18 protein-coding genes and 7 tRNA genes are annotated in these 20854 nt (G+C 44.4%); 15 read left to right on the top strand and 10 right to left on the bottom strand.

The genetic code is table 11. The features are described 5' to 3' along the window. From B5D26_RS11055 to B5D26_RS11040, 4 genes are all read right to left on the bottom strand, one after another. Positions 1 to 258, bottom strand: a 258-nt coding sequence (locus B5D26_RS11055) for a transposase (protein ID WP_200810663.1), incomplete at its 3' end; no start/stop codon positions are given. Positions 259 to 313: 55 nt separating this feature from the next. Continuing rightward, positions 314 to 685: a hypothetical protein gene (locus B5D26_RS11050; RefSeq protein WP_078745786.1), complete on the bottom strand. Its 372-nt coding sequence runs from the start codon at positions 683 to 685 to the stop codon at positions 314 to 316. Between the two features lie 170 nt (positions 686 to 855). Beyond that, positions 856 to 1311, bottom strand: a complete 456-nt coding sequence (locus B5D26_RS11045) for a hypothetical protein (protein ID WP_078745785.1) — start codon at positions 1309 to 1311, stop codon at positions 856 to 858. Between the two features lie 505 nt (positions 1312 to 1816). After that, positions 1817 to 1907, bottom strand: a tRNA-Ser gene (locus B5D26_RS11040). 189 nt (positions 1908 to 2096) lie between these two features. Between B5D26_RS11040 and gloA the strand changes: the two genes are divergently transcribed. Then, positions 2097 to 2507: a lactoylglutathione lyase gene (gene gloA / locus B5D26_RS11035; RefSeq protein ID WP_078745795.1), complete on the top strand. Its 411-nt coding sequence runs from the start codon at positions 2097 to 2099 to the stop codon at positions 2505 to 2507. 22 nt (positions 2508 to 2529) lie between these two features. Here gloA and B5D26_RS11030 read toward each other — a convergent pair whose 3' ends face one another. Then, a complete protein-coding gene (locus B5D26_RS11030) occupies positions 2530 to 3432 on the bottom strand; it encodes a hypothetical protein (RefSeq protein WP_080051871.1) in 903 nt (300 codons plus the stop codon). Between the two features lie 139 nt (positions 3433 to 3571). Here B5D26_RS11030 and B5D26_RS11025 point away from each other — a divergent pair, with 139 nt between their 5' ends. Both B5D26_RS11025 and B5D26_RS11020 read left to right on the top strand, forming a co-directional pair. After that, positions 3572 to 4381, top strand: a complete 810-nt coding sequence (locus tag B5D26_RS11025) for a crotonase/enoyl-CoA hydratase family protein (RefSeq protein ID WP_159445650.1) — start codon at positions 3572 to 3574, stop codon at positions 4379 to 4381. A 77-nt stretch (positions 4382 to 4458) separates the two neighbouring features. After that, positions 4459 to 4635 carry a DUF2496 domain-containing protein gene (locus tag B5D26_RS11020; protein WP_078745782.1) on the top strand — a complete coding sequence of 59 codons (177 nt, stop codon included), beginning with the start codon at positions 4459 to 4461 and terminating at the stop codon, positions 4633 to 4635. A 36-nt stretch (positions 4636 to 4671) separates the two neighbouring features. Here B5D26_RS11020 and B5D26_RS11015 read toward each other — a convergent pair whose 3' ends face one another. After that, positions 4672 to 5235, bottom strand: a complete 564-nt coding sequence (locus B5D26_RS11015; RefSeq protein WP_078745781.1) for a lysophospholipid acyltransferase family protein — start codon at positions 5233 to 5235, stop codon at positions 4672 to 4674. A 198-nt stretch (positions 5236 to 5433) separates the two neighbouring features. Further along, complete coding sequence (gene folD / locus B5D26_RS11010) at positions 5434 to 6294, bottom strand: bifunctional methylenetetrahydrofolate dehydrogenase/methenyltetrahydrofolate cyclohydrolase FolD (protein ID WP_078745780.1); 861 nt, start codon at positions 6292 to 6294, stop codon at positions 5434 to 5436. A gap of 222 nt (positions 6295 to 6516) precedes the next feature. Here folD and B5D26_RS11005 point away from each other — a divergent pair. The 12 genes from B5D26_RS11005 to B5D26_RS10950 all read left to right on the top strand — a co-directional run bounded on the left by B5D26_RS11005 (position 6517) and on the right by B5D26_RS10950 (position 15620). Next, positions 6517 to 6593: transfer RNA gene (locus B5D26_RS11005), tRNA-Pro, on the top strand. 20 nt (positions 6594 to 6613) lie between these two features. Beyond that, positions 6614 to 6690: transfer RNA gene (locus B5D26_RS11000), tRNA-Arg, on the top strand. A 39-nt stretch (positions 6691 to 6729) separates the two neighbouring features. Beyond that, a tRNA-His gene (locus B5D26_RS10995) sits at positions 6730 to 6805 on the top strand. 31 nt (positions 6806 to 6836) lie between these two features. After that, positions 6837 to 6913, top strand: a tRNA-Pro gene (locus B5D26_RS10990). A gap of 46 nt (positions 6914 to 6959) precedes the next feature. Next, a tRNA-His gene (locus tag B5D26_RS10985) sits at positions 6960 to 7035 on the top strand. An 8-nt stretch (positions 7036 to 7043) separates the two neighbouring features. Further along, positions 7044 to 7120: transfer RNA gene (locus B5D26_RS10980), tRNA-Pro, on the top strand. 173 nt (positions 7121 to 7293) lie between these two features. Further along, positions 7294 to 8601, top strand: a complete 1308-nt coding sequence (gene tig / locus B5D26_RS10975; protein WP_078745779.1) for a trigger factor — start codon at positions 7294 to 7296, stop codon at positions 8599 to 8601. A 75-nt stretch (positions 8602 to 8676) separates the two neighbouring features. Further along, a complete protein-coding gene (gene clpP / locus B5D26_RS10970; protein WP_078745778.1) occupies positions 8677 to 9297 on the top strand; it encodes an ATP-dependent Clp endopeptidase proteolytic subunit ClpP in 621 nt (206 codons plus the stop codon). A 58-nt stretch (positions 9298 to 9355) separates the two neighbouring features. Next, complete coding sequence (gene clpX, locus B5D26_RS10965) at positions 9356 to 10642, top strand: ATP-dependent Clp protease ATP-binding subunit ClpX (RefSeq protein ID WP_078745777.1); 1287 nt, start codon at positions 9356 to 9358, stop codon at positions 10640 to 10642. 146 nt (positions 10643 to 10788) lie between these two features. Then, complete coding sequence (lon, locus tag B5D26_RS10960; protein WP_078745776.1) at positions 10789 to 13215, top strand: endopeptidase La; 2427 nt, start codon at positions 10789 to 10791, stop codon at positions 13213 to 13215. Positions 13216 to 13334: 119 nt separating this feature from the next. Then, positions 13335 to 13607 carry an HU family DNA-binding protein gene (locus B5D26_RS10955; protein ID WP_028303739.1) on the top strand — a complete coding sequence of 91 codons (273 nt, stop codon included), beginning with the start codon at positions 13335 to 13337 and terminating at the stop codon, positions 13605 to 13607. Positions 13608 to 13760: 153 nt separating this feature from the next. Continuing rightward, the gene (locus tag B5D26_RS10950) at positions 13761 to 15620 is read left to right on the top strand and encodes a SurA N-terminal domain-containing protein (protein ID WP_078745775.1); all 1860 of its coding nucleotides are present in this window, start codon (positions 13761 to 13763) and stop codon (positions 15618 to 15620) included. A gap of 59 nt (positions 15621 to 15679) precedes the next feature. Here B5D26_RS10950 and B5D26_RS10945 read toward each other — a convergent pair whose 3' ends face one another. From B5D26_RS10945 to B5D26_RS10935, 3 genes are read right to left on the bottom strand one after another with little or no spacing between them, the layout of a single operon-like run. Beyond that, entirely contained in the window at positions 15680 to 16588 is a 909-nt protein-coding gene (locus B5D26_RS10945) for an NAD(P)-dependent oxidoreductase (protein ID WP_078745774.1), read from the bottom strand. A gap of 18 nt (positions 16589 to 16606) precedes the next feature. Further along, positions 16607 to 19705 carry an efflux RND transporter permease subunit gene (locus B5D26_RS10940; RefSeq protein ID WP_078745773.1) on the bottom strand — a complete coding sequence of 1033 codons (3099 nt, stop codon included), beginning with the start codon at positions 19703 to 19705 and terminating at the stop codon, positions 16607 to 16609. Then, on the bottom strand, positions 19702 to 20829 hold the full coding sequence (locus tag B5D26_RS10935; RefSeq protein ID WP_078745772.1) for an efflux RND transporter periplasmic adaptor subunit: 1128 nt from the start codon (positions 20827 to 20829) through the stop codon (positions 19702 to 19704). The genes B5D26_RS10940 and B5D26_RS10935 overlap by 4 nt, the downstream gene beginning before the upstream one ends. Positions 20830 to 20854 lie beyond the last annotated feature (25 nt).

Genomic DNA, 20854 nt, shown 5'->3' with positions numbered 1-20854 from the left:
TTCAAAAGAACCATTACGATCACGAGGGGTATCCAGCTCAAAAGATCCCGTTGCGGTCTTGATAGTTTTGCGGGAGGCACCGTTCTTACGGTTGGGCTGAGAATCCTGAGCTAAATGCTGATCTAGCTCAGCAGCCAAAGCGGCTTCGGTAATCTGCTTAATCAAAGGGGTTAGTAAGCCATCTTTACCGTTGAGATCTTGTCCAGACTGAAGCGCTTTGGCAAAGGCTTGAATATCAATTTCGTATTTATCAGACATGATGTGTCACTCCCTATAAGGGTTAAACTATAGAGGTGACACAGAGTTTTGAACACTACCAAACTAGAGTTGAACGACGGTATAACGCTAATTTGGTGTCAGACGTTTCAGCATAGTCCTTTGCATAAAACTCTTCTATTTCTTTGCGATCCTCTTCTGAGTACTGCTTACACTCTTCTAGAAAGTCTGCATATAACGCATTGCGATCTTGTAAGAACTTGCCTTCTAGTACATCTGTATAATTTTTATATTCTCTTAACCCTAAAATGACATGACCTCTAAGAAAAAACTCTGCAATTTTTTCATTTTTCGTTTTTTGAAGCTCCACTTCTTTATCAACAAGTTCAATATCTTTTGATTTCAATTTACAAACATAGCAAAGAAGAAAAACTAGACTTAACGCTAAAAATACAACCAATAATTCCACTATAACTCCAATAAAATAGCTTAACCCAAAAAATTCTTAAAACGCATAACGCCGCATTAAGGTGTGAGCAACGCTACCACGAAACTAAACCGTACCACCGTAGACACAAAACCCAACGATGGAATAAAAATGCCAAGCGTTCGGAATCACTCTTAAATGCTTTGTTAATTTTATTTTTTCACCGATGTAAGCTCGCTTAGCTGTCCCTCTAAATTTTCAATTTTCTCTTGATAATTATCACCATCAGCCTCATCACTTACACAAGCTAACGCTTGAAGTACAAAATACAGAGCAAATACCAAACTGATGCCAGAGAACATTGCCATATAAGAACTTAAACCATAGCCAACAATGAGGCAGATAACTGCTTTAAGTATATTAGCCAACGCAAGATAAATTAGCCCAACTAAGGCAAAAGTTACCGTTGCAGGCTCTCCATGTTGTAAAGCTTTACAACGTAATAACTGAGCGTTAATTTTATGTACTTTCATTTTATTGTCTATAAATGAAACTCTATCAACTAGAAATGAGCTGCCCAACTTTAGCAACCACAGAACAATAGCAAATAACGCCGAGCCTAACGCCCCTTGAACAATAGCTGGTAACTCTAACATCTCTTCTAACACTTACTTTCCCTCAAAAAAATAATAATACGGACGACTCATAAACTTAACTATTAAGCGGTTATACAGATGGCGAAGCCATGGCTATAAACGTTTGTTGAACGGACACTGGCACTCTAGGGAGTTTGCTTTTTAACACGATGTTTTCCCTGTCAACCTGTGGCTTATCTGCGAACTATTTTCTGGCCTGTTCCACGCCTAAGTCGCTCGCTTGGTTCACTATTTCTTTCTAATAAAGCTTTCTTTTACCTGTTTTCTGGTGCGCTGGCAACAATCATCCCTCGGGCTATACCCGAAACGCTTAACACCTTGTTATTGATCAAGGTTTCGGCGCTAAAATGCTTTACGGTATGATGACTATAACGCGTCAGATGTGGGGCAGTACGTTGGAGATATGCTTTGTGTTGGGTGTAAAAGGAAGCTTTAAAAGAGAGGGGCAAAGAGGTGATGCTTGAAAGAAGCAAGTATAAAAAAAGGGGTTGCTTGTAAAAGCAACCCCTTCGAATAATGGCGGAGGGATAGGGATTTGAACCCTAGAAAGGCTATTAACCTTTGCCGGTTTTCAAGACCGGTGCATTCAACCGCTCTGCCATCCCTCCAGCGAGGCGTATACTATATTTATTTATTTCCCTTGTAAATACTTAATATTTATTTTTTTCTATAACTCGTTGAAATTGATCGGTTAATCAACAAAAAGCTGCTAGAGAAGCTTAGAGGGGCAGGCTTTCCGGTATAATATTTTGCCATTGGCTCTGTGCTGTGCAGGCTATTTGAATGAGGTTTTATCTGTGCGTTTATTACACACTATGTTGCGGGTTGGTGACTTGCAACGCTCAATTGATTTTTATACCCAAGTTATGGGGATGACGCTGTTGCGTCGGTCAGAAAATCCTGAGTACCAATATACTTTAGCTTTTTTGGGTTATGGCGAAGAAACCGATACGACAGTATTGGAGTTGACTTATAACTGGGGTGTAGAAAGCTACGATATGGGCAAGGCCTTTGGACATCTTGCGGTAGAGGTTGAAGATGTCTATCAGGCTTGTGACAAAATTCGTGCGTCAGGTGGCGTGATTACTCGAGAGCCAGGCCCTGTAAAAGGCGGTTCTACAGAGATTGCTTTTGTGCGTGATCCAGATGGTTATGCAATTGAGCTGATCGCCCGTAAGTTTGCAGGACAAGGTTTAGGTCAAGATTAAGCCGCTGTATCGCAGGTACAGCTTATTCCGGTACTAGCCAATATTTTTTATCGGTGATGTTGGTATCATCTGGCAGTTCTGGGTTTGGCAGCTGTATTGCCACACGCTTAGCCCACTGGCTAAACGGAAAGAGATGACGGGTGACAAGGTGTTGAGCCATGTAGGCATCAAACTCGCCCGTCTCAATCATGATATTTAAGCCCTCTTCAATACGCTTTGCTAAAGCAATATTGTTGCGACTGGTAAAGAAATACATCGGAAAAGGGTAGTAAATTAACCGTTTATCAAACCAAGCAATATCATCTTTAGCACCGTTTCTAGCTTGAGCCTCTGAAGGGCCTTCATGTACGCCTCTGGGGAAAAATCGACAGCGTTGGTTTTCTAGCATGGCAAACATCGCCTCATAGCGAACTACTCGCACTACTTTAAATCCCGCTTGTTGCAAAATATCGCTGTCTGGCCAGTGCATGCCTTGGCAAAGAGGGTATTTTTTTAGCTCGCCCCAGTCTTTTATTGACATAAATAGCGCTTGATCAGCTTGGCGTATAATCATGCCTCTATAGCCAAGCAAACCTTTAAGTAGAGGGATGCGTATCGCTTTTAGAGTCTGTTCTCTTTTTCTGCTTGTGCCCATCCAATGCACATCAATATATTCAGACTCCGCTAGATTTTTCTCTGCCCGTCCTTGCTCCATTACAAAAGCACTTTGTATCACTAATGCCTTGCCATGCTGCAAGGTCGTTTTGTCCAAAGCGTTTTGTAGAAGTTGTGCAAAATAACTAAAGCTTGCATCCTCACTTGATTGAGGACGGGTTATGCGTACGGTTTGAGCAGCCTGTATTGCTAGGGGGAATAGCACCTGCAATAAAAGTAGAGATAGGGCAAGGTATAACCCAAATTTAATGGCGTTAGTGGTCTTTCCCATAAATAACTCTGCGTGTCTTTGGCTTTCATTTCAGCATAGCGGAGATTATGTCGTTTCCCCATGGTTCTATTCAGAAAAGTTTGCTAATGTGGAGCCGCATTCAAACAACTGTTTTAATAATTACTTCCACAGGTGTGCCATGACACAGATACATAATTTGCACGACCGAATTTCGTTAACCATTGAAGATCATATCGCCACTGTTTGTTTTAACCGTCCAGAAAAAATGAACGCCCTTGATATGCCAATGTTTGCAGCACTGCTAGAGGCTCAACAAGCTATCGCTGATGATTCTACCGTGCGTGCGGTAGTGCTAACGGCGACGGGTGAGCACTTCTGTGCGGGGTTGGATGTGCAAGGGGTGATGACGGATCCTTCTGCTATTGAAACCTTGCTTAGCAAAGGCGAGCCAGAACAGCAATGGCTAGGTAATTATGTGCAGCAGGTTGTAGTAGGTTGGCAGCAGCTTAAGGTGCCTGTGATTGCAGCGTTGCAGGGTTATGTTTTTGGTGGTGGTTTTCAGCTGGCGCTGGGCGCTGACTTTCGCATCACCCATCCAGAGAGCCAACTGTCGGTGATGGAAATACGCTGGGGAATCATTCCTGATATGGGCATCACTATGGTGGGATGTTCTGTTGCAGCGTTAGATCAGTTGAAGCTACTGGCTATGACTGGCAAGCGCATCAGTGGGCGTGAGGCGCAACAGCTGGGGTTGAGCACTCAGTTGGCTGATGATCCTGTTACGGTAGCGCTTGAGCTGGCACGAAGCATTGTGGCCAACAATCCTGATGCCGTTAAAGCGGTTAAGCACTTATTTAATCAATACGATGGCGATAACAAAGCAAGTCTTGCGCGTGAAGAGGCTTTGCAGAGAACTTTGTTATTCAGTGCTAATCAACTCGAAGCGGTGCAGGCTAATATACAAAAGAGAGCACCAGTTTTTTCATGATGCTCATAAATAACGCACCACTGTTTAGCCGAAGCATTTTATAATGCTCGGCTTTTACGAGTTATCGAGGAGTTCTAATGTCTCTAGCCTCTGCACCGCAACATATTCAATTAGCGGTTGATCTTATTGAACTGTTAGAAAATAGCAATATAGATCCAGCTGTTGCGGAACAGGCGCTACAGATTGTTTTAAAAGATTACCAACAAAAGCTGGCACAAATACAAGCTGAAAAACCATCACCAGAGCAGCCGTAAATAGTGTTTCAGCAATGTTTTGGGATTGGGATTAAATTATGGCCTTCTAAAAGTGTCATAGAAACGTTGTATTTCTGCTAAATCTTGCTCGTAATCACCCGTTGGAATAAAGGTTGGCCCAACGCCTCCGCGCTTATTTCGATAGTCGATATAAGCTAGAACAATGGGAACTTTCGCACTGTAGGCGATATGATAAAAGCCACTCTTCCAAGCAGTTACCTGTGCACGAGTGCCTTCGGGCGCCATCATGATGAGCAGGTGCTCTTGCTCTGCAAAGCGATCCACTAAGCTGCCGACTAAGTTATTAGACTTGGAGCGCTCAACAGGAATACCTCCCATCCACCGCATGATGCCGCCAAATGGAAATTTAAAAATAGACTGCTTGCCTAGCCAGTATATTGGCAGCTTAAGTTTAAATGCGATCATTAGGCTAAACGGCATATCCCAATTGGTAGTATGAGGTGCCGCTATGACAACTGCTTTATTTAAATCTTTTGGAAATACCCCTTCAGCCTTCCACCCTGTTAGCTTTAATACAACGATGGAGAAAAGGTAGAAGAAGTGGCTGATTATTGGCGTGTTAAATATAGTGCGTTGCATGGCTCAATTCCTGAGGGCGGTTAAGCGATATGGATAATGTTTTTGGAGCCGCTCAAAGAGGAGTATGAAATAGCTGTCCAAACTAAATCGTTAAACTCAGGTTAGCAGTGAAGCCGTAAATAGGGCAGCAGAGAATAATCATCTCTAAGCAAACGACATTGGCTCTGTCGTTTGCTTAGGTACACTTTAAACCGATAACTAGCTTGCTTCGTCGTGCATCTCGGCTGCTTGCAGCGTATTTTCAAGAAGTGATGCGCGAGTCATTGGGCCAACACCGCCAGGTACTGGTGTAATCCAGCCAGCACGTTGTGCAGCAACTTCGTATTCAACATCGCCAACCAGCTTGCCGTTTTCTAAACGATTGATGCCTACGTCAATAACAATGGCACCTTCCTTAATCCATTCGCCTTTTACAAGCCCAGGCTTGCCAACGCCAACGACTACAATATCTGCATCGGCTAGTTTTCCTGGTAAATCTTGAGTGAAGCGGTGGGTAATTGTTGTGGTACAGCCTGCTAATAATAGTTCTAGCGCCATTGGGCGACCAACGATATTAGAGGCACCAACAACAGTCGCATTGAGTCCACGAATATTAACGCCTGTGCTTTCGAGCAATGTGATGATGCCTTTAGGTGTGCAAGGGCGTAGAACGGGCAAGCGTTGCGCCAATCGACCTAGATTGTAGGGGTGAAAGCCATCAACATCTTTGTTGGGTAAAATTCGCTCAAGAATAAGGTCTGCCTTCAGATGAGCAGGTAATGGCAGTTGTACAAGAATGCCATTCACGCTTGGATCAGCATTAAGCTGATCAATAAGCGCCAGCAGGTCTTCCTGAGAAGTATCAGCGCTTAAGTCGTGCGAGAATGACTTAAAGCCTGCTTTTTCACAATCTGCTTTCTTGTTACGTACGTAAACCTCAGATGCGGGATCGTTACCTACTAGAACTACGGCAAGCCCAGGTACTGATTTACCGTTGGCTACGCGCTCTGCAACTGCTTTAGAAACTTTTTCCCGAACTTGTTGTGCAATTAAATTGCCGTCAATGATTTTGGCGCTCATTGTAAAAAGGGTGCTCCCGCCGAACTTTACTGTGGAATTATCTTAGACTGTTTGTATTGTCTCATGATGTCGGCTTGCGGAAAACTATCTCTATTAATGTCTTCTATCTAAATGAAAATATTAAAAAAACTTGTAAATGAGTTGACGAGAAAAAAAAGGGTGTATAAAATGCGCGCCATGTTGAAACGCTGACCGAAAGGTAAACGTAACAACAAGTGAGTTCGGGATATAGCGCAGTCCGGTAGCGCGCTTGCTTTGGGAGCAAGATGTCGGGGGTTCGAATCCCTCTATCCCGACCATTACGAAGCAGTCTTGTAGTGCGCCTATAGCTTAATCGGATAGAGCAACGGCCTTCTAAGTCGTAGGTTGCAGGTTCGAGTCCTGCTGGGCGCGCCAGTGTCCTAGTAATGGATTGCTGTTATTTGCTATATAGTGGTGGGCGTAGCTCAGTTGGTAGAGCCCCGGATTGTGATTCCGGTTGTCGTGGGTTCGAGCCCCATCGTTCACCCCAGTAGCAAAATGTTAGAAAGTTGTTGTACAGTCGGGATATAGCGCAGTCCGGTAGCGCGCTTGCTTTGGGAGCAAGATGTCGGGGGTTCGAATCCCTCTATCCCGACCATTTAGTGATTATGAATCACTTGCTTTAGTTGTAACACCTCTTTGTGGTGGGCGTAGCTCAGTTGGTAGAGTCCCGGATTGTGATTCCGGTTGTCGTGGGTTCGAGCCCCATCGTTCACCCCATCTTTAGTCGGGATATAGCGCAGTCCGGTAGCGCGCTTGCTTTGGGAGCAAGATGTCGGGGGTTCGAATCCCTCTATCCCGACCATTCTATTTTTCCTAATTTAAAAATCTTTAAGCTGTAAAAGCTGGTTTCATGTTTTTTCTTTGTATTTTAATACGTTGAAGAAGTGATTAAGCGCTTGCCTGCGGCTTTATCTGCTCTTAAAATCTATTTCTTTCAGCTTAATGAAGCACATAAAAGTATTGTGAGGATTTTTCATGCAAGTTTCCGTTGAAACAACTTCTGGTCTTGAGCGTCGGGTAACAATTCAGGTTCCGGCCGCACGTGTAGATGAGGCAGTTGAAGCGCGTCTAAAACAAACTGCAAAAAGCGCACGCATCAACGGCTTCCGTCGTGGCAAAGTGCCAATGAACTTTGTTCGTCGCCAGTTTGGTGATGAAGTGCGTGCTGAAGTTGTGTCTGAAGTGATCCGTACTCAATACGTAGAAGCGATCACCCAAGAGAAGCTGAATCCAGCTGGTTACCCAGATATTGAAGCCAAGGTTAATGAAGCGGGCAAAGATCTAGAGTTCGTTGCAACACTAGAAGTTTACCCAGAGGTAGCGGTAGCACCACTATCTGACGTTACAATTGAGAAGCCAGTAGCTTCTGTAACTGATGCAGATCTGGACAAAATGATCGACGTATTGCGCGATCAGCAAGCAAAATACGAAGTAGTTGAGCGTGCAGCAACTGAAGCTGACCGTGTGAACATTGACTTTGAAGGTTTCATCGACGGTGAAGCGTTTGAAGGCGGCAAAGCAGAAGGTCATGATTTAGGTCTGTCTTCTGGTACTTTCATTCCAGGCTTTGAAGCGCAACTGGTTGGTACTTCAGCGGGCGAAGAGAAAGATGTTAACGTCACTTTCCCAGAAGACTATCAAGCTGAGCAGTTGAAAGGCAAAGACGCGGTTTTCAAAGTGAAAATCAACAGCGTTTCTGAGAAAAAACAGCCTGAGCTAAATGAAGATTTCTTCAAGCTGTATGGTGTTGAAGAAGGCGGTGTTGAAGCATTCCGCGCTGACGTTAAGAAAAACATGACGCGTGAGCTGGCGCAAACTGTTAAAAACAAAGTGAAAGAGCAAGTTGTGAACGCGTTAATCGCGGGTAACGAATTTGACGTGCCTAAAGCTTTGATTGATAACGAAGTGAATGCACTGCGTCAGCAGGCAGTTCAACAGTTTGGCGGTGGCCAGCAGTTTGATGCTTCTATGCTGCCAGCTGAGTTGTTCTCTGAGCAAGCAATCAAGCGTGTTAAACTGGGTCTTCTGATGGCTTCAGTTGTTGAAGCAAAAGAGATCAAGGTTGACGATGCAGAGATTCGCGCTTATGTTGAAACTCTAGCTGAATCGTATCAAGACCCTCAGCAAGTTGTTGAATACTATATGAGTAATCAACAAATGCGTCAGCAGCTTGAGTCTGCAGTGCTAGAAGAGAAAGTGGTTGAAGCGTTGCTGGCTGAGGCCGCTGTAGCTGAAACAGAAATGTCTTACGATGATGCGATCAAGCCAGCTACTGCTGAATAATTGATATCATTTTGACGTTTTGATGGCCTGACCTCTATTATGGAGGTCAGGCATTTTTACGAAGGGAATAGGCATATGAGCAATCCATACGAAATCATGAACGCAGGCGGCTTGGTGCCGATGGTAGTGGAGCAATCTGCCAGAGGCGAGCGCGCATATGACATCTACTCTCGCCTGCTGAAAGAGCGAGTGATTTTCTTGGTTGGCCCTGTTGAAGACTACATGGCGAATCTTGTGGTGGCTCAGTTGCTGTTTTTAGAGTCGGAAAATCCTGATAAAGATATTCACCTGTATATCAACTCTCCGGGTGGCTCTGTCACTGCTGGTATGTCTATTTATGATACCATGCAGTTTATCAAACCTGATGTAAGCACCATGTGTATTGGTCAAGCTGCGAGCATGGGCGCGTTGCTGTTAGCGGGTGGCGCAGAAGGTAAGCGTTACTGTCTGCCGCATTCACGTATGATGATTCACCAGCCATTAGGCGGCTTCCAAGGTCAAGCCACAGATATTGAAATTCATACGCGTGAAATTTTAACGATTCGTGACAAGTTAAACAAAGTGCTAGCACATCATACCGGCAAGCCGATTGAAGAGATCGCACGAGATACTGATCGTGACAACTTCATGGATGGCAATACAGCTGTTGACTACGGCTTGATCGACAAAGTATTAGATCGTCGTGTGCAGGGTTAAGCACTACAGAATTTTTTCAAGCGGCGCTTATGCCGCTGTAGGTAAACTGAGGTAACGAATGGGCCATCAAAAAGATTCCGGTAGTGATGGAAGCAAGCTGTTGTATTGCTCGTTTTGCGGTAAAAACCAAAATGAAGTACGCAAGCTAATTGCTGGGCCATCTGTCTACATCTGTGATGAATGTGTTGATCTTTGTAATGACATTATTCGTGAAGAGATTACGGAAGATAAACCTGAGCTGGAATCAGATCGTCTTCCTGTGCCAAAAGAGATTCGTGCAACATTAGACGAGTACGTGATTGGCCAACCAAAAGCTAAAATGACACTGGCTGTTGCGGTTTATAACCACTACAAGCGCTTAAAGCATGGTGTTGTATCCAAAGCCGATGTAGAGCTTGGCAAAAGTAATATTTTGTTAATAGGCCCAACGGGTAGCGGTAAAACATTATTAGCAGAAACTTTGGCGCGTTTGTTGAACGTACCTTTCACCATTGCAGATGCGACAACACTGACTGAAGCGGGCTATGTGGGTGAAGATGTTGAAAACATCATCCAAAAGTTACTTCAGAAGTGCGACTATGATGTTGAAAAGGCACAGCGCGGTATTGTTTATATTGACGAGATCGACAAAATCTCTCGTAAATCAGACAACCCGTCAATCACCCGAGATGTATCAGGCGAAGGTGTACAGCAAGCATTATTGAAGTTGATTGAGGGTACAGTTGCTTCTGTTCCACCCCAAGGTGGTCGTAAGCATCCTCAGCAAGAGTTTTTACAAGTTGATACTTCAAATATTCTATTTATTTGTGGTGGTGCGTTTGCTGGCTTAGAAAAAGTAATCCAGAATCGTTCAACTAAAGGCGGCATTGGTTTCTCTGCTGAAGTGAATAGTAAGCAAGAGGATAAGTCGGTTGGTCAGACACTGTTAGATGTTGAGCCAGAAGATTTAGTACGCTTTGGTTTGATTCCTGAGTTTGTAGGCCGTCTACCTGTGGTTGCGACACTTCAAGAGCTTGATGAAGAAGCGTTGGTTCAGATTTTAACTGAGCCGAAGAATGCTTTAACTAAACAGTACGCTAAGCTTTTTGAAATGGAAAAAGTTGATCTAGAGTTTCGTGACGAAGCTTTATTGGCGGTTGCTCGTAAAGCGATGGAGCGTAAAACGGGTGCTCGTGGCCTGAGATCAATTATGGAGTCGGTACTACTACCAACGATGTATGAGATCCCTTCTGCGGAAGGCGTGACAAAGGTTGTGGTTGATGAGAGTGTGATTAAAGGAGAGTCAGAACCTCTGCTAATCTACTCAAATGAACAGGTTGACCTTGCATCAGGTGATCAGAAGTAACAGGATTACCGCTTAAAAGGGCCTCTGGGCCCTTTTTTTTTGTAAGAACAAGGGGTTGTAATTCATTTAAATGCCTCCACTATGTTCTCAATAAGTTTCGTTAGCACTGGAATGGCCAGTGCCGCACAGTTAGAGGTGGTTCTGCTATGGAGCAGAAACAGGTGAATGAAGAGTTGGGCAAGCAAACCTTGCCACTATTACCATTGCGGGATGTTGTTGTATTTCCTCAAATGGTTCTGCCCTTGTTTGTTGGTCGTGATCGCTCTATTAATGCATTAGAAGCAGCGATGGCCGCAGGCAAGAAAGTTTTTTTAGCTGCGCAAAAAGATGCAGGCGTTGATGAACCTAGCACTGATGACCTGTATACCGTGGGTACATTGGCGTCTGTTTTGCAACTGCTTAAGCTGCCTGATGGTACGGTTAAGGTATTGATCGAAGGTGTTGATCGTGCTGCATTATTAGCAATTGCAGATACGGGTGATTATCTAGAGGCTGAGATTGTTGAGCGTAAAGCAGAAACATTGTCAGAGCGCGAAGCAGAAAGCCTTGTTCATGTTCTGATGAATCAATTTGAGCAATACGTCAAATTGAGCAAAAAAATCCCTGCTGAAGTTGTGAACTCGCTGAAGAACATCACCGATCCAAGTCGTTTGGTTGACACCATGTCAGCGCACTTGTCGTTAAATGTAGCGGAAAAACAGCAATTACTAGAGTTAGACAATGTGCGTGAGCGTTTAGAGCGCTTGATGACGCATGTTGAGACTGAGATTGATCTGCTAGAAGTTGAAAAGCGTGTCCGTGGACGCGTGAAACAGCAGATGGAGAAAAATCAGCGTGAGTACTACCTGAATGAGCAGATGAAGGCCATTCAGAAAGAGATGGGCGAGCTAGACAATACGGCCAATGAAGCCGATGAGCTTGCAGAGCGCATTGAAACTTCTGGCATGCCAAAAGACGCCAAGGATAAAGCCTTAAGCGAGCTGAAAAAGCTGAAGATGATGTCACAGATGTCAGCAGAGGCCACAGTTGTTCGCAGCTATATTGATTGGATGGTTAGCCTGCCTTGGAAGAAACGCTCTAAGGTGTCTCATGATGTACAGAAAGCTGAAGATATTCTGAATGAAGACCACTTCGGTTTAGATGAAGTGAAAGAGCGGATTTTAGATTACCTAGCTGTACAAAAGCGCGTTAAGAAACTAAAAGGCCCTGTATTGTGTTTGGTTGGCCCACCGGGTGTTGGTAAGACCTCTCTTGGCCAGTCTATTGCGCGAGCGACTAACCGCCAATATGTGCGAATGGCTTTAGGTGGTGTGCGTGACGAATCAGAAATTCGTGGTCACCGCCGTACTTATATTGGCTCTATGCCGGGTAAGCTCTTACAGCGCATGGCAAAAGTGGGCGTGAAGAACCCCCTATTCTTGTTAGATGAAATTGACAAGATGGGTATGGATCACCGTGGCGACCCTGCTTCTGCACTGCTTGAAGTACTAGACCCAGAGCAAAACAGCAAGTTCAGCGACCACTATTTAGAAGTGGATTACGACCTGTCTGATGTGATGTTTGTGTGTACGGCAAACTCAATGAATATTCCAGGCTCATTGCTTGACCGTATGGAAGTGATCCGTATCCCAGGTTACACCGAAGACGAGAAGCTGGGCATTGCTGAAAAATATTTAGTTAAAAAGCAGCTGGAACAGAACGGTATTACCGCCTCTGAGTTGTTGATTGATCGCGCTGCACTTTTAGAGCTCATTCGTTATTACACGCGTGAAGCGGGCGTTCGTGGCCTAGAGCGTGAGATTGCAAAACTGTGCCGTAAAGCTGTACGAGAGCTGATCAAGCGTGGCCCAGAAGGCTTTAAAGGCGAGCCTATTCGATTGACAGAAGAGAAAATCGAAGAGTACTGCGGTGTCCGTAAGTACAGCTACGGTTTGGCTGATGAAGCAGATCAGGTTGGCAAAGTCACAGGCTTGGCATGGACTCAGGTTGGTGGTGAGCTACTTAACCTAGAAGCAGTCGCGGTGCCTGGTAAAGGTCGTTTAACACCGACTGGCTCTCTGGGCGATGTGATGAAAGAGTCGATTCAAACGGCGATGACCGTTGTGCGCAGTCGTGCTGTTGGCTGGGGTATATCTCCAGACTTCTACGAGAAAAAAGACATTCACGTGCACGTGCCTGAGGGTGCAACACCTAAAGATGGCCCTAGCGCAGGTATCGGTATGTGTACCGCGATGATTTCGGTCTTGTCTGGTATTCCAGTGAAAAGCACCGTTGCAATGACAGGGGAAATTACCCTGCGCGGTGAAGTTCTGCCGATTGGTGGTTTGAAAGAAAAACTGCTGGCTGCTCGTCGTGGAGGCATCAAAACCGTGATTATTCCGGAAGAAAATCGTCGTGACTTGAAGGAAGTACCAGATTCTATTAAGTCAGAGCTTGATATTTTCCCCGTGAAATGGATTGATGATGTATTGGCAATTGCCTTGGCGCATGCACCAACACCTTTCGTTGAAGCTTTGCCGAAAGATGAAGCCTCAGTAGCCAAAGATGATAGTTTAAAGACAAGTACTCACTGAGATTACTTGACGCTTATAGGGGCTATTGGTATAAAATGCGCCTGATTTTTTGCGTAAGCCACCAATAATCTACGCATATGTTTTTGGCCGTATTTGGCCGTATTGTTAAGGGGTGAAGAGTGAACAAGTCTGAACTGATTGATGCGATTGCAGCTTCTGCAGATATTCCTAAAGCTGCAGCTGGTCGTGCACTAGACGCAATGATTGAAACCGTTTCTGAATCGCTACAGAAAGGTGACTCAGTAGTATTAGTTGGTTTTGGTACATTCTCTGTTAAAGAGCGTGCAGCTCGTACAGGTCGTAACCCTCAAACAGGTGCACCTATCGAAATCAAAGCCGCTAAAGTGCCTAGTTTCAAGCCAGGTAAGGCTTTAAAGGATGCTGTTAACTAGGATTAGTTAACACTGCACTCAGCAAGATTAAAAAGCACATCAATTGATGTGCTTTTTTTATATCTGCAAATCAGCAAGGTTATTCAGTTTCCGATTGCTCCTTAGCTGCGTATAATCCTTTGAATCTAAAACAATTGGGTAAGAGATAGTTTCATGCTTCAAAACATCAGGGACAAATCATCCGGTTGGGTGGCAAAAATAATTGTAGGCTTCATCGTGATCACTTTTGCCATGTTTGGCGTAGATGCCATTGTAGGGGCATTCACCAGCGGTGGTGATGAGGTGGCGACTGTAAACGATAAAAAAATTAGCCGCTATGAGCTAGAGGTAGCCGCTCAACGTCAAGTACGTCAAATTTTGGCTCAGATGGGGCCTGATGCAGATCCTGCAAGCCTAAACGAAAATCAAATCCGTCAGCGTGCCCTACAAGGTTTAATTGACCGTGAGGCAGCGTTGCAAGCTGCACGTAATGCTGGTCTTGGTGTAAGCGATTTACAAATTGACCGCATTATCATTAGTACACCAGAGTTCAAAGGTGCTGACGGTAAATTTAATGCCGATCAGTTCAACAGCACTCTGCGTAATGTTGGCTTAACACCTTTGCAGTTTCGTGAAGAGTTGAAAAAAGACGTACTAATCAATCAATACCAGTCTGGCCTTGGTTTAAGTACGTTAACTGCTGATAAATATGTTGAACAGGTGATTAAGCTTGATAGTCAAACACGAGACATCTCCTATGTGACATTAAATGTCGATGCTGTAACTGTTCCTCCAGTAACTGAAGAGGATGTGACGGCATATTATGAGCAAAACCGTGAGGCTTACCAGCTGCCTGAGCGTGTGCGTTTGAACTATATTGCTTTAAGCCAAGATGATATTGCAGCAAAAATTGAAGTGTCACAGTCTGATATTGAGTCCGCTTATCAGGCGTATATGAAAACGGCTCAAAACCAAACAGATTACTTTGCATCACATATTTTGTTAGAAACTGACGGGCGCACAGAAGATGAGGCTATCGCACAGTTACAACAAATACGTAACCGTGTGCTAGCTGGCGAGAGCTTTTCTGAAGTAGCCAAAGAGGTTTCTGAGGATGTAGGTTCTGCATCTATTGGCGGTGAGCTAGGTATGATTGAAGCAGGTAGCTTTGACCAGACCTTTGAAACTGCTTTATTTGCGCTATCAGAAGGTGGAATTTCAGAGCCTATTGTGACTGAGTTCGGTGTACATTTAATTCGTTTAGATCGTAAAACTGCCGCTGAGATTACACCTATTGCAGAGATGCGTGACAGCTTGGTAGAGCAGTTAAAAGCATCAAAAGCCGCAAAACAGTATTTGGCATTGACTGAAGAACTAGCTAATGCAGCTTTTGCTTCAGATGATTTAGCAACTCCTGCAAAAGAGTTAGGGCTATCTGTGCAGGAAACCACCCTCTTTAGCAGCAATGGTGGCGAAGGCATCGCAGCCAATGCAAAAGTTATACGTGCAGCATTCTCTGACGAATTAAAGCTTAATGGTGAAAACAGCGATCTTATTGAGCTGGACAGTCAGAACAGTGTTGTTATTCGTGTTGCTGAATTGAAAGAGCCTGCCATTCAACCTTTAGTTGAAGTGACGGGTAATATCCGCCTGAAACTTGAAGCTCAAGCCCGTAAAGAGCAATTGTTAGCATTAGCTGATCAGCTTTTGGTTCAAGCACAAGCAGATGGCCTTAGCGCTGCTGCGAAGTCAGCAGGTTTAGAGCTAGTCACGGTGAATGGCATTAGCCGAGTCGAACAATCTGTTCCACAGGCAGTGGTCAAAAAGGCATTTACCCTTGAAACTGGTGCTACAACAAAAGTTCTAGCCAATGGTGATGTGCTGCTATTAAGTCTTAACCAAATTTCTCAGCCAGAAACTCAGCCTGAGATGGTGGCTTTTTACCAGCAAGCCATTCAAATGAACCAGATTCGTCACAATATACAACAAGTGCGCGTATCTATTACAAACCAAGCTGAAATTAACCGTTTGTAATCATTTTACCGAAAAAAAACCGCGAGAATTTCGCGGTTTTTTTTGGGGAAGGATAAAGCCTAAAAAAGAGTATTGTCCCCTAGCTCTATATCAAGTATATCGGCTAATACCTGCTTTATCGCATCATCAGACTGCGTAGGAGCTGCTATATGAGGTGTGACAATGACATTGGGCTGGCTCCAAAACGGGTGCTCTTTAGCCAATGGTTCATGTTCAAAAACGTCTAGTAATGCACCTCTCACGTGTCGGGTTTGCAGTTGTAACAACAGTGCATGCTCATCAATTACAGAGCCTCTACCTGAACTGATAACAATTGAGTCTCTTGGTAAGCGCATAAGCCTATCAGCGTTGAGTAGATGGTATGTATCCTCTTTAGCAGGGAGTAAATTGACTAATATATGGGATTGGCTTAAAAAGCTGTTCAATGCAGCTGCCCCTGTAGCTTGAGGGAACGGCAGATCTGCTTTTAAGCTTCTACTCCAGCCTGCTACTTGATACCCCATTAGGTAAAGCTGCTTGCCAACATATTGTCCTAATGGACCTAATCCCAAAATACCAATGCGTTTCTCTTGTAAGTTTCGTGTGCGTTCAGGTTGCCAGCTAGAGACCATTTGATGCTGACGATAAAGGTCAAAGCGACGGCTGAAGTGGATCATACCGTATAGCACATACTCCAGCATCCACTGCCCCATACCAGCATCACGCAATTTATAGAGAGGCACATCTCTGGGTAAATTTGGTAATTTTTCTAACGCATCTGTGCCTGCGCCTAAATTAAAGATTGCTTTCAGGTTTTTCTGATGGTCAAAAAGTGCAGCTTCTGGCTTCCATACAAGTGCGTACTCTGCCTGCCAGTCAGTTTTTGCAATATCTTGCCAAAGCTGTACATCTGCATAGGGGCAGTATTTCTTTAAAGCCATCAAGTACGCAGATTGATCTGCCTTAGGTGTGGCTAGCAGGATTTTCATAGATTCAACCCTGAATAATTATTGTGGGTCTGTTTTAAACAGTGCCTTAATATCTTCCATAATCATGTAGTTAACAGGAATTAAAAATAACGTTATAAGTGTAGCAAACAAAATTCCAAAGCCTAAAGAAACTGCCATAGGAATTAAAAATTGTGCCTGTGTCGACTTTTCAAACAGCAACGGCAGCAGCCCCATAAAGGTTGTCATAGAGGTCAACATGACAGGGCGAAAACGTGCAGAGGCCGCACTTAGTAAGGCTCGGTGCAATTGCCCTTTAACTGTTTTACGTTGTTGATTGATAAAATCAACTAACACCAAGCTGTCGTTTACCACAACACCTACTAATGCAAGAAGCCCCATTAAACTCATGATGGTCAGTGGCATCCCCATAATCCAATGGCCGATAACAGAACCAATAATGCCAAAGGGGATCACCGACATCACAATAAATGGCTGCGCATAGTTGGCAAATGGAATTGCCAATAGGCCATAAATGGCAAATAAAACTAATGTTAAACCAAACTGTAGAGAACCAAATGATTGCTGTTGCTCTTTGGCCTCACCTTCTAAGCTGTAACTGATCGAGGGATATTGTTGTGTCAGTTGATCCATAAAGGCTGTCAGGTCTTGGTTTAAAATTGTGGCATTAGTATTCTTTTTATCCATATCTGCGGTGATATTCACCGTGCGATAGCCATCAATACGATAAATTGCAGAAGGACTTTTAGCCGGTTTCAACTCTGCAACTTGGCTTAAAGGGATACGATTTCCGCTGCTGGTGAGAATATCAACGCTGAGCAGATCAGTTAAAGATTGGCGTTCATTAGCGGGTAAGCGCAACATCACGCTGACATCTTCTCGTCCACGTTGAATACGTTGTACTTCAATACCTAAAAAGGCTTGTTGCACTTGGCGTACTAAGTCCGTGCGGTTTAATCCTACAAGGTAGGCTTGTGGCTTAAGCTCAATCTGAAGCTCCTGTTTACCATCCGCAAGACTGTCACTGATTTCAAATAAAGTGGGATAGGTTGCTAAGCGCTGTTTAACCTTGTCTGCCACCTCTTCTAATAGCTTCATGTCGTTGCCGTTCAACTGAATATCAACAGGGCTAGTGACTCGGCCTAACTCCGCACGAAAAGCAATAGACTCAGCCCCCGGTAAGTTGCCTATCAATTTACGCCACTCATCAACCAGCTGAATACTGGTAATGGTTGATGTACGGCTTTCAGCTGGAGTGATCTCAAAGCGTACCCGACCAATATTAGAGCTGCTGCCAGAAGAACCTGTGGTTGAAAATATGTGTAAAATTACACTTTCACCTGTGGCCGGATCTCGATACTTTTCTTGTAGCTGTCGGGCTTTTTCTGTCATCAGTATGACATAGCGATCGGTCACATCAAATGCGGTGCCCGCAGGCATGGTAAGTGTCACTCTAGCCGTTTCGCTAGGTACTTTCGGGAAGAAAGTGAACTTCATCCAACCTGAGCTTAATGTATTAATTAAAATAATTAACAAGCCAATCGAAAATGCCAAAGCGCTATAACGGTGGCGCAGTACAACTTTTAGGGCTGGGCGGTAGTAGCGTAGAATGGCACGCTCAAAGCCATCGGCAAAAGCCTGTTGCCACACTTCAAGCTTAGAGCGTTTGCTTTTTTCATGACGTAACCGGATATGTTTTAAGTGCGCAGGTAGAACAAACTTAGATTCAATTAGCGAGATCAATAATACAGGAATAACCACTGCGGGGATTTGAGCAAAGATAGCCCCGCGACTACCCTCAATAAAGGCCAATGGCAAAAATGCAACAACGGTAGTCAAGACCCCAAAAGTAACGGGGACTGCAACTTCTTGTGTGCCCACAATTGCAGCATGTAAACCACTTTCTGCTTTGCGCAGGTGGCTATAAACGTTTTCCCCTGTCACAATCGCATCATCAACCACAATACCCAGTACTAAAATAAAGCCAAATAAACTGGCGATATTCAAGCTGACGCCGAGCATCGGCAGGAAAACAAAAGCCCCCATAAAGCTGATTGGAATGCCAATAAACACCCAAAACGCGATGGCAGGTCTTAAAAACAGCGTAAGTAACGCTAAAACTAAAACACCACCTTGTGCTGCATTTTCTAAAAGCGTATTGAGACGTTTTTTAACGATTTCTGAGTCATCATCCCAATAGCTTAGCTCTAGACCAACAGGGAGTTTATCTTGCTGAGCTTTGATATAGGTTTTCACTGCATCAGCTACAGAGATAGCACTTTCTTGACCCACACGGAAAACATCAATCATTGCGGCAGGCTTGCCATTAAAGCGTGTACGAAGAGGGGTTTCTTCAAAGCCGTCAACAACCGTTGCAACCTCTTTCAACCGTACAATTGCACCATCGGGTTGCGCTAATACAACAATGTTTTCGAACTCAGTTTTGTTATAGCGCTGACCTTTTGAACTTAACAGTACATCATTACTAGCAGTGCGCAGATTACCTGCGGATAGATCGGTAGAATCCTTCTGGATGGCGTTACTGATCTGCGCCAATGTTAAATTGTATTGACGTAGACGATGTTGAGACACTTCAATGGCGATCTCATAATCACGCACCCCATCCAGTTCAACTTGAGAAACTCCTGGCAGGCGCAATAGGTCATCACGCACACTTTCAGCAAACTGACGAATCTCTGTCTCTGACAGTTGGCCTGCCACAGTGACTGATATCACTTCACGTTTTCGTGTGGCTAAGGCAACACGGGGTTGATCTGCGGCATCAGGTAAATTGCTGACGGCATCAACACGGCTTTTAATATCAGCCAATACTTCTTTGGCGTCATAGCCATCAGCCACCTCAATAGAGATTGTGGTACTGCCCTCTACTGAACGGCTGACAATTTGCTCAATACCCTCAAGGTCTTGCACTTCTTGTTCTATTAATACCGCAACACCTTGCTCCATATCTTGAGGGCTGGCACCGCGCAGTGACACCGATACGTTGATTACGTTAGATTCAACCGTCGGAAAAACCTCTAAAGGTACTTTTTTGATTAGGGAAGATACCCCTGCCAACAACATGCAAACCATTAGAAGGTTGGCGGCCACATGGTTACGGGCAAACCAAGCAATCATGATTTCGCTCCCTGCTGAGAGGTGCCAGCCAATTTCACTTTAGTGCCCGAGGGTAGTTGGCCCAAAGGTGTTAACACCAACTGATCCCCCACACTCAAGCCTTGGTTGATAATGGCATTTTGATCATCTTGCCAAATTAAACTGACAATTTGTTTCTGCAAGGTACCTTCACGATATAAATAAACATAACCCCCTTGGTATAGGCTGTTATTGGGGATGACTAAAACATCTTGCAGTACCTGCCCCTTAATTTGGGCTTGCAAGTACTCTCCTATGCGCAGGTTATGCTTCTGTTCAGGTCGAGCTGATAGATAAAGCTGTTGGCTCACAGGATCTAACTCTGCATCCATCGCCACAATTTGTGCGGCTATTGGGCTATCGCTTAGGTTAGACTTCAATATCAGCTCTGCGCTTGGTACACCTTGAGCGTTTAATGGTAAAAAAGGCAGCTGGCGTTCAGTTAAGGGCAGACGTACCTCTAATGCATTTTCACTGTATAGTTTGGCTAACTCTGCTCCAGCATTAACAACTTGACCTAATTCAATAGACTGCACACTGACAACACCTGAAAAAGGAGCCTTGATGGTTGTGCGGGCCAACTTTAATTTCGCTTGTTGCACACTGATTTGTGCCGACTTTACTTTGGACTGTGCAGTTTGTAATTGAGGCTGGCGCAACACTAAGGCATTGGCCTCTCCTTGTTGGCCGGAAAGTAGCCATGCTTGGCGGGCTTGTTCAGCATTTGCCTCTGCTTCAATCAGGCTCTGTTGTGTTTGTGCTAGGTTGGCTTGGGCAATTTTCAGCTCATTTCGCGCATCAATATCATCTAGCGTTACTAAAACATCACCTTGTTTAAACTGACCGCCCAACGTAAATGCGGGGTGTAGTTTAATAACTTTACCTCCCACTTGGCTCATTAAAGGTGTAGCTGCCTGCGCCTTGACTCGGCCATAACTATACAGCAATACAGGGTAGGTTTGCAGCGAAAGCGGCTTAACCTCAACTGTAATGGCCGCTTGTGCTTTAGGTGCGTTTCTATTGGCAGTAGGAGGGTTGTTTTTAATCCATATACCTAGGCTAATCATGGCCGCAAGAATGATAACCGGAAGAATTTTTTTCCACATGCTTAAGCCCAATCCTATTACTATT

This window comes from Oceanospirillum multiglobuliferum (assembly GCF_900167095.1).
In the GTDB taxonomy this organism is placed as follows: Bacteria; Pseudomonadota; Gammaproteobacteria; order Pseudomonadales; family Halomonadaceae; genus Oceanospirillum; species Oceanospirillum multiglobuliferum.
This window is presented reverse-complemented; position numbering and strand designations above follow the sequence as displayed.

Coding starts and splice junctions, on each gene's coding strand:
- lon (WP_078745776.1), top strand. CDS start 10,789: ATGGAGCAGAAACAGGTGAATGAAGAGTTGGGCAAGCAAACCTTGCCA.
- clpP (WP_078745778.1), top strand. CDS start 8,677: ATGAGCAATCCATACGAAATCATGAACGCAGGCGGCTTGGTGCCGATG.
- B5D26_RS11030 (WP_080051871.1), bottom strand. CDS start 3,432: ATGGGAAAGACCACTAACGCCATTAAATTTGGGTTATACCTTGCCCTA.
- B5D26_RS10940 (WP_078745773.1), bottom strand. CDS start 19,705: ATGATTGCTTGGTTTGCCCGTAACCATGTGGCCGCCAACCTTCTAATG.
- folD (WP_078745780.1), bottom strand. CDS start 6,294: ATGAGCGCCAAAATCATTGACGGCAATTTAATTGCACAACAAGTTCGG.
- tig (WP_078745779.1), top strand. CDS start 7,294: ATGCAAGTTTCCGTTGAAACAACTTCTGGTCTTGAGCGTCGGGTAACA.
- B5D26_RS11025 (WP_159445650.1), top strand. CDS start 3,572: ATGACACAGATACATAATTTGCACGACCGAATTTCGTTAACCATTGAA.
- clpX (WP_078745777.1), top strand. CDS start 9,356: ATGGGCCATCAAAAAGATTCCGGTAGTGATGGAAGCAAGCTGTTGTAT.
- B5D26_RS11020 (WP_078745782.1), top strand. CDS start 4,459: ATGTCTCTAGCCTCTGCACCGCAACATATTCAATTAGCGGTTGATCTT.
- B5D26_RS11015 (WP_078745781.1), bottom strand. CDS start 5,235: ATGCAACGCACTATATTTAACACGCCAATAATCAGCCACTTCTTCTAC.
- B5D26_RS10945 (WP_078745774.1), bottom strand. CDS start 16,588: ATGAAAATCCTGCTAGCCACACCTAAGGCAGATCAATCTGCGTACTTG.
- B5D26_RS10950 (WP_078745775.1), top strand. CDS start 13,761: ATGCTTCAAAACATCAGGGACAAATCATCCGGTTGGGTGGCAAAAATA.
- B5D26_RS10935 (WP_078745772.1), bottom strand. CDS start 20,829: ATGTGGAAAAAAATTCTTCCGGTTATCATTCTTGCGGCCATGATTAGC.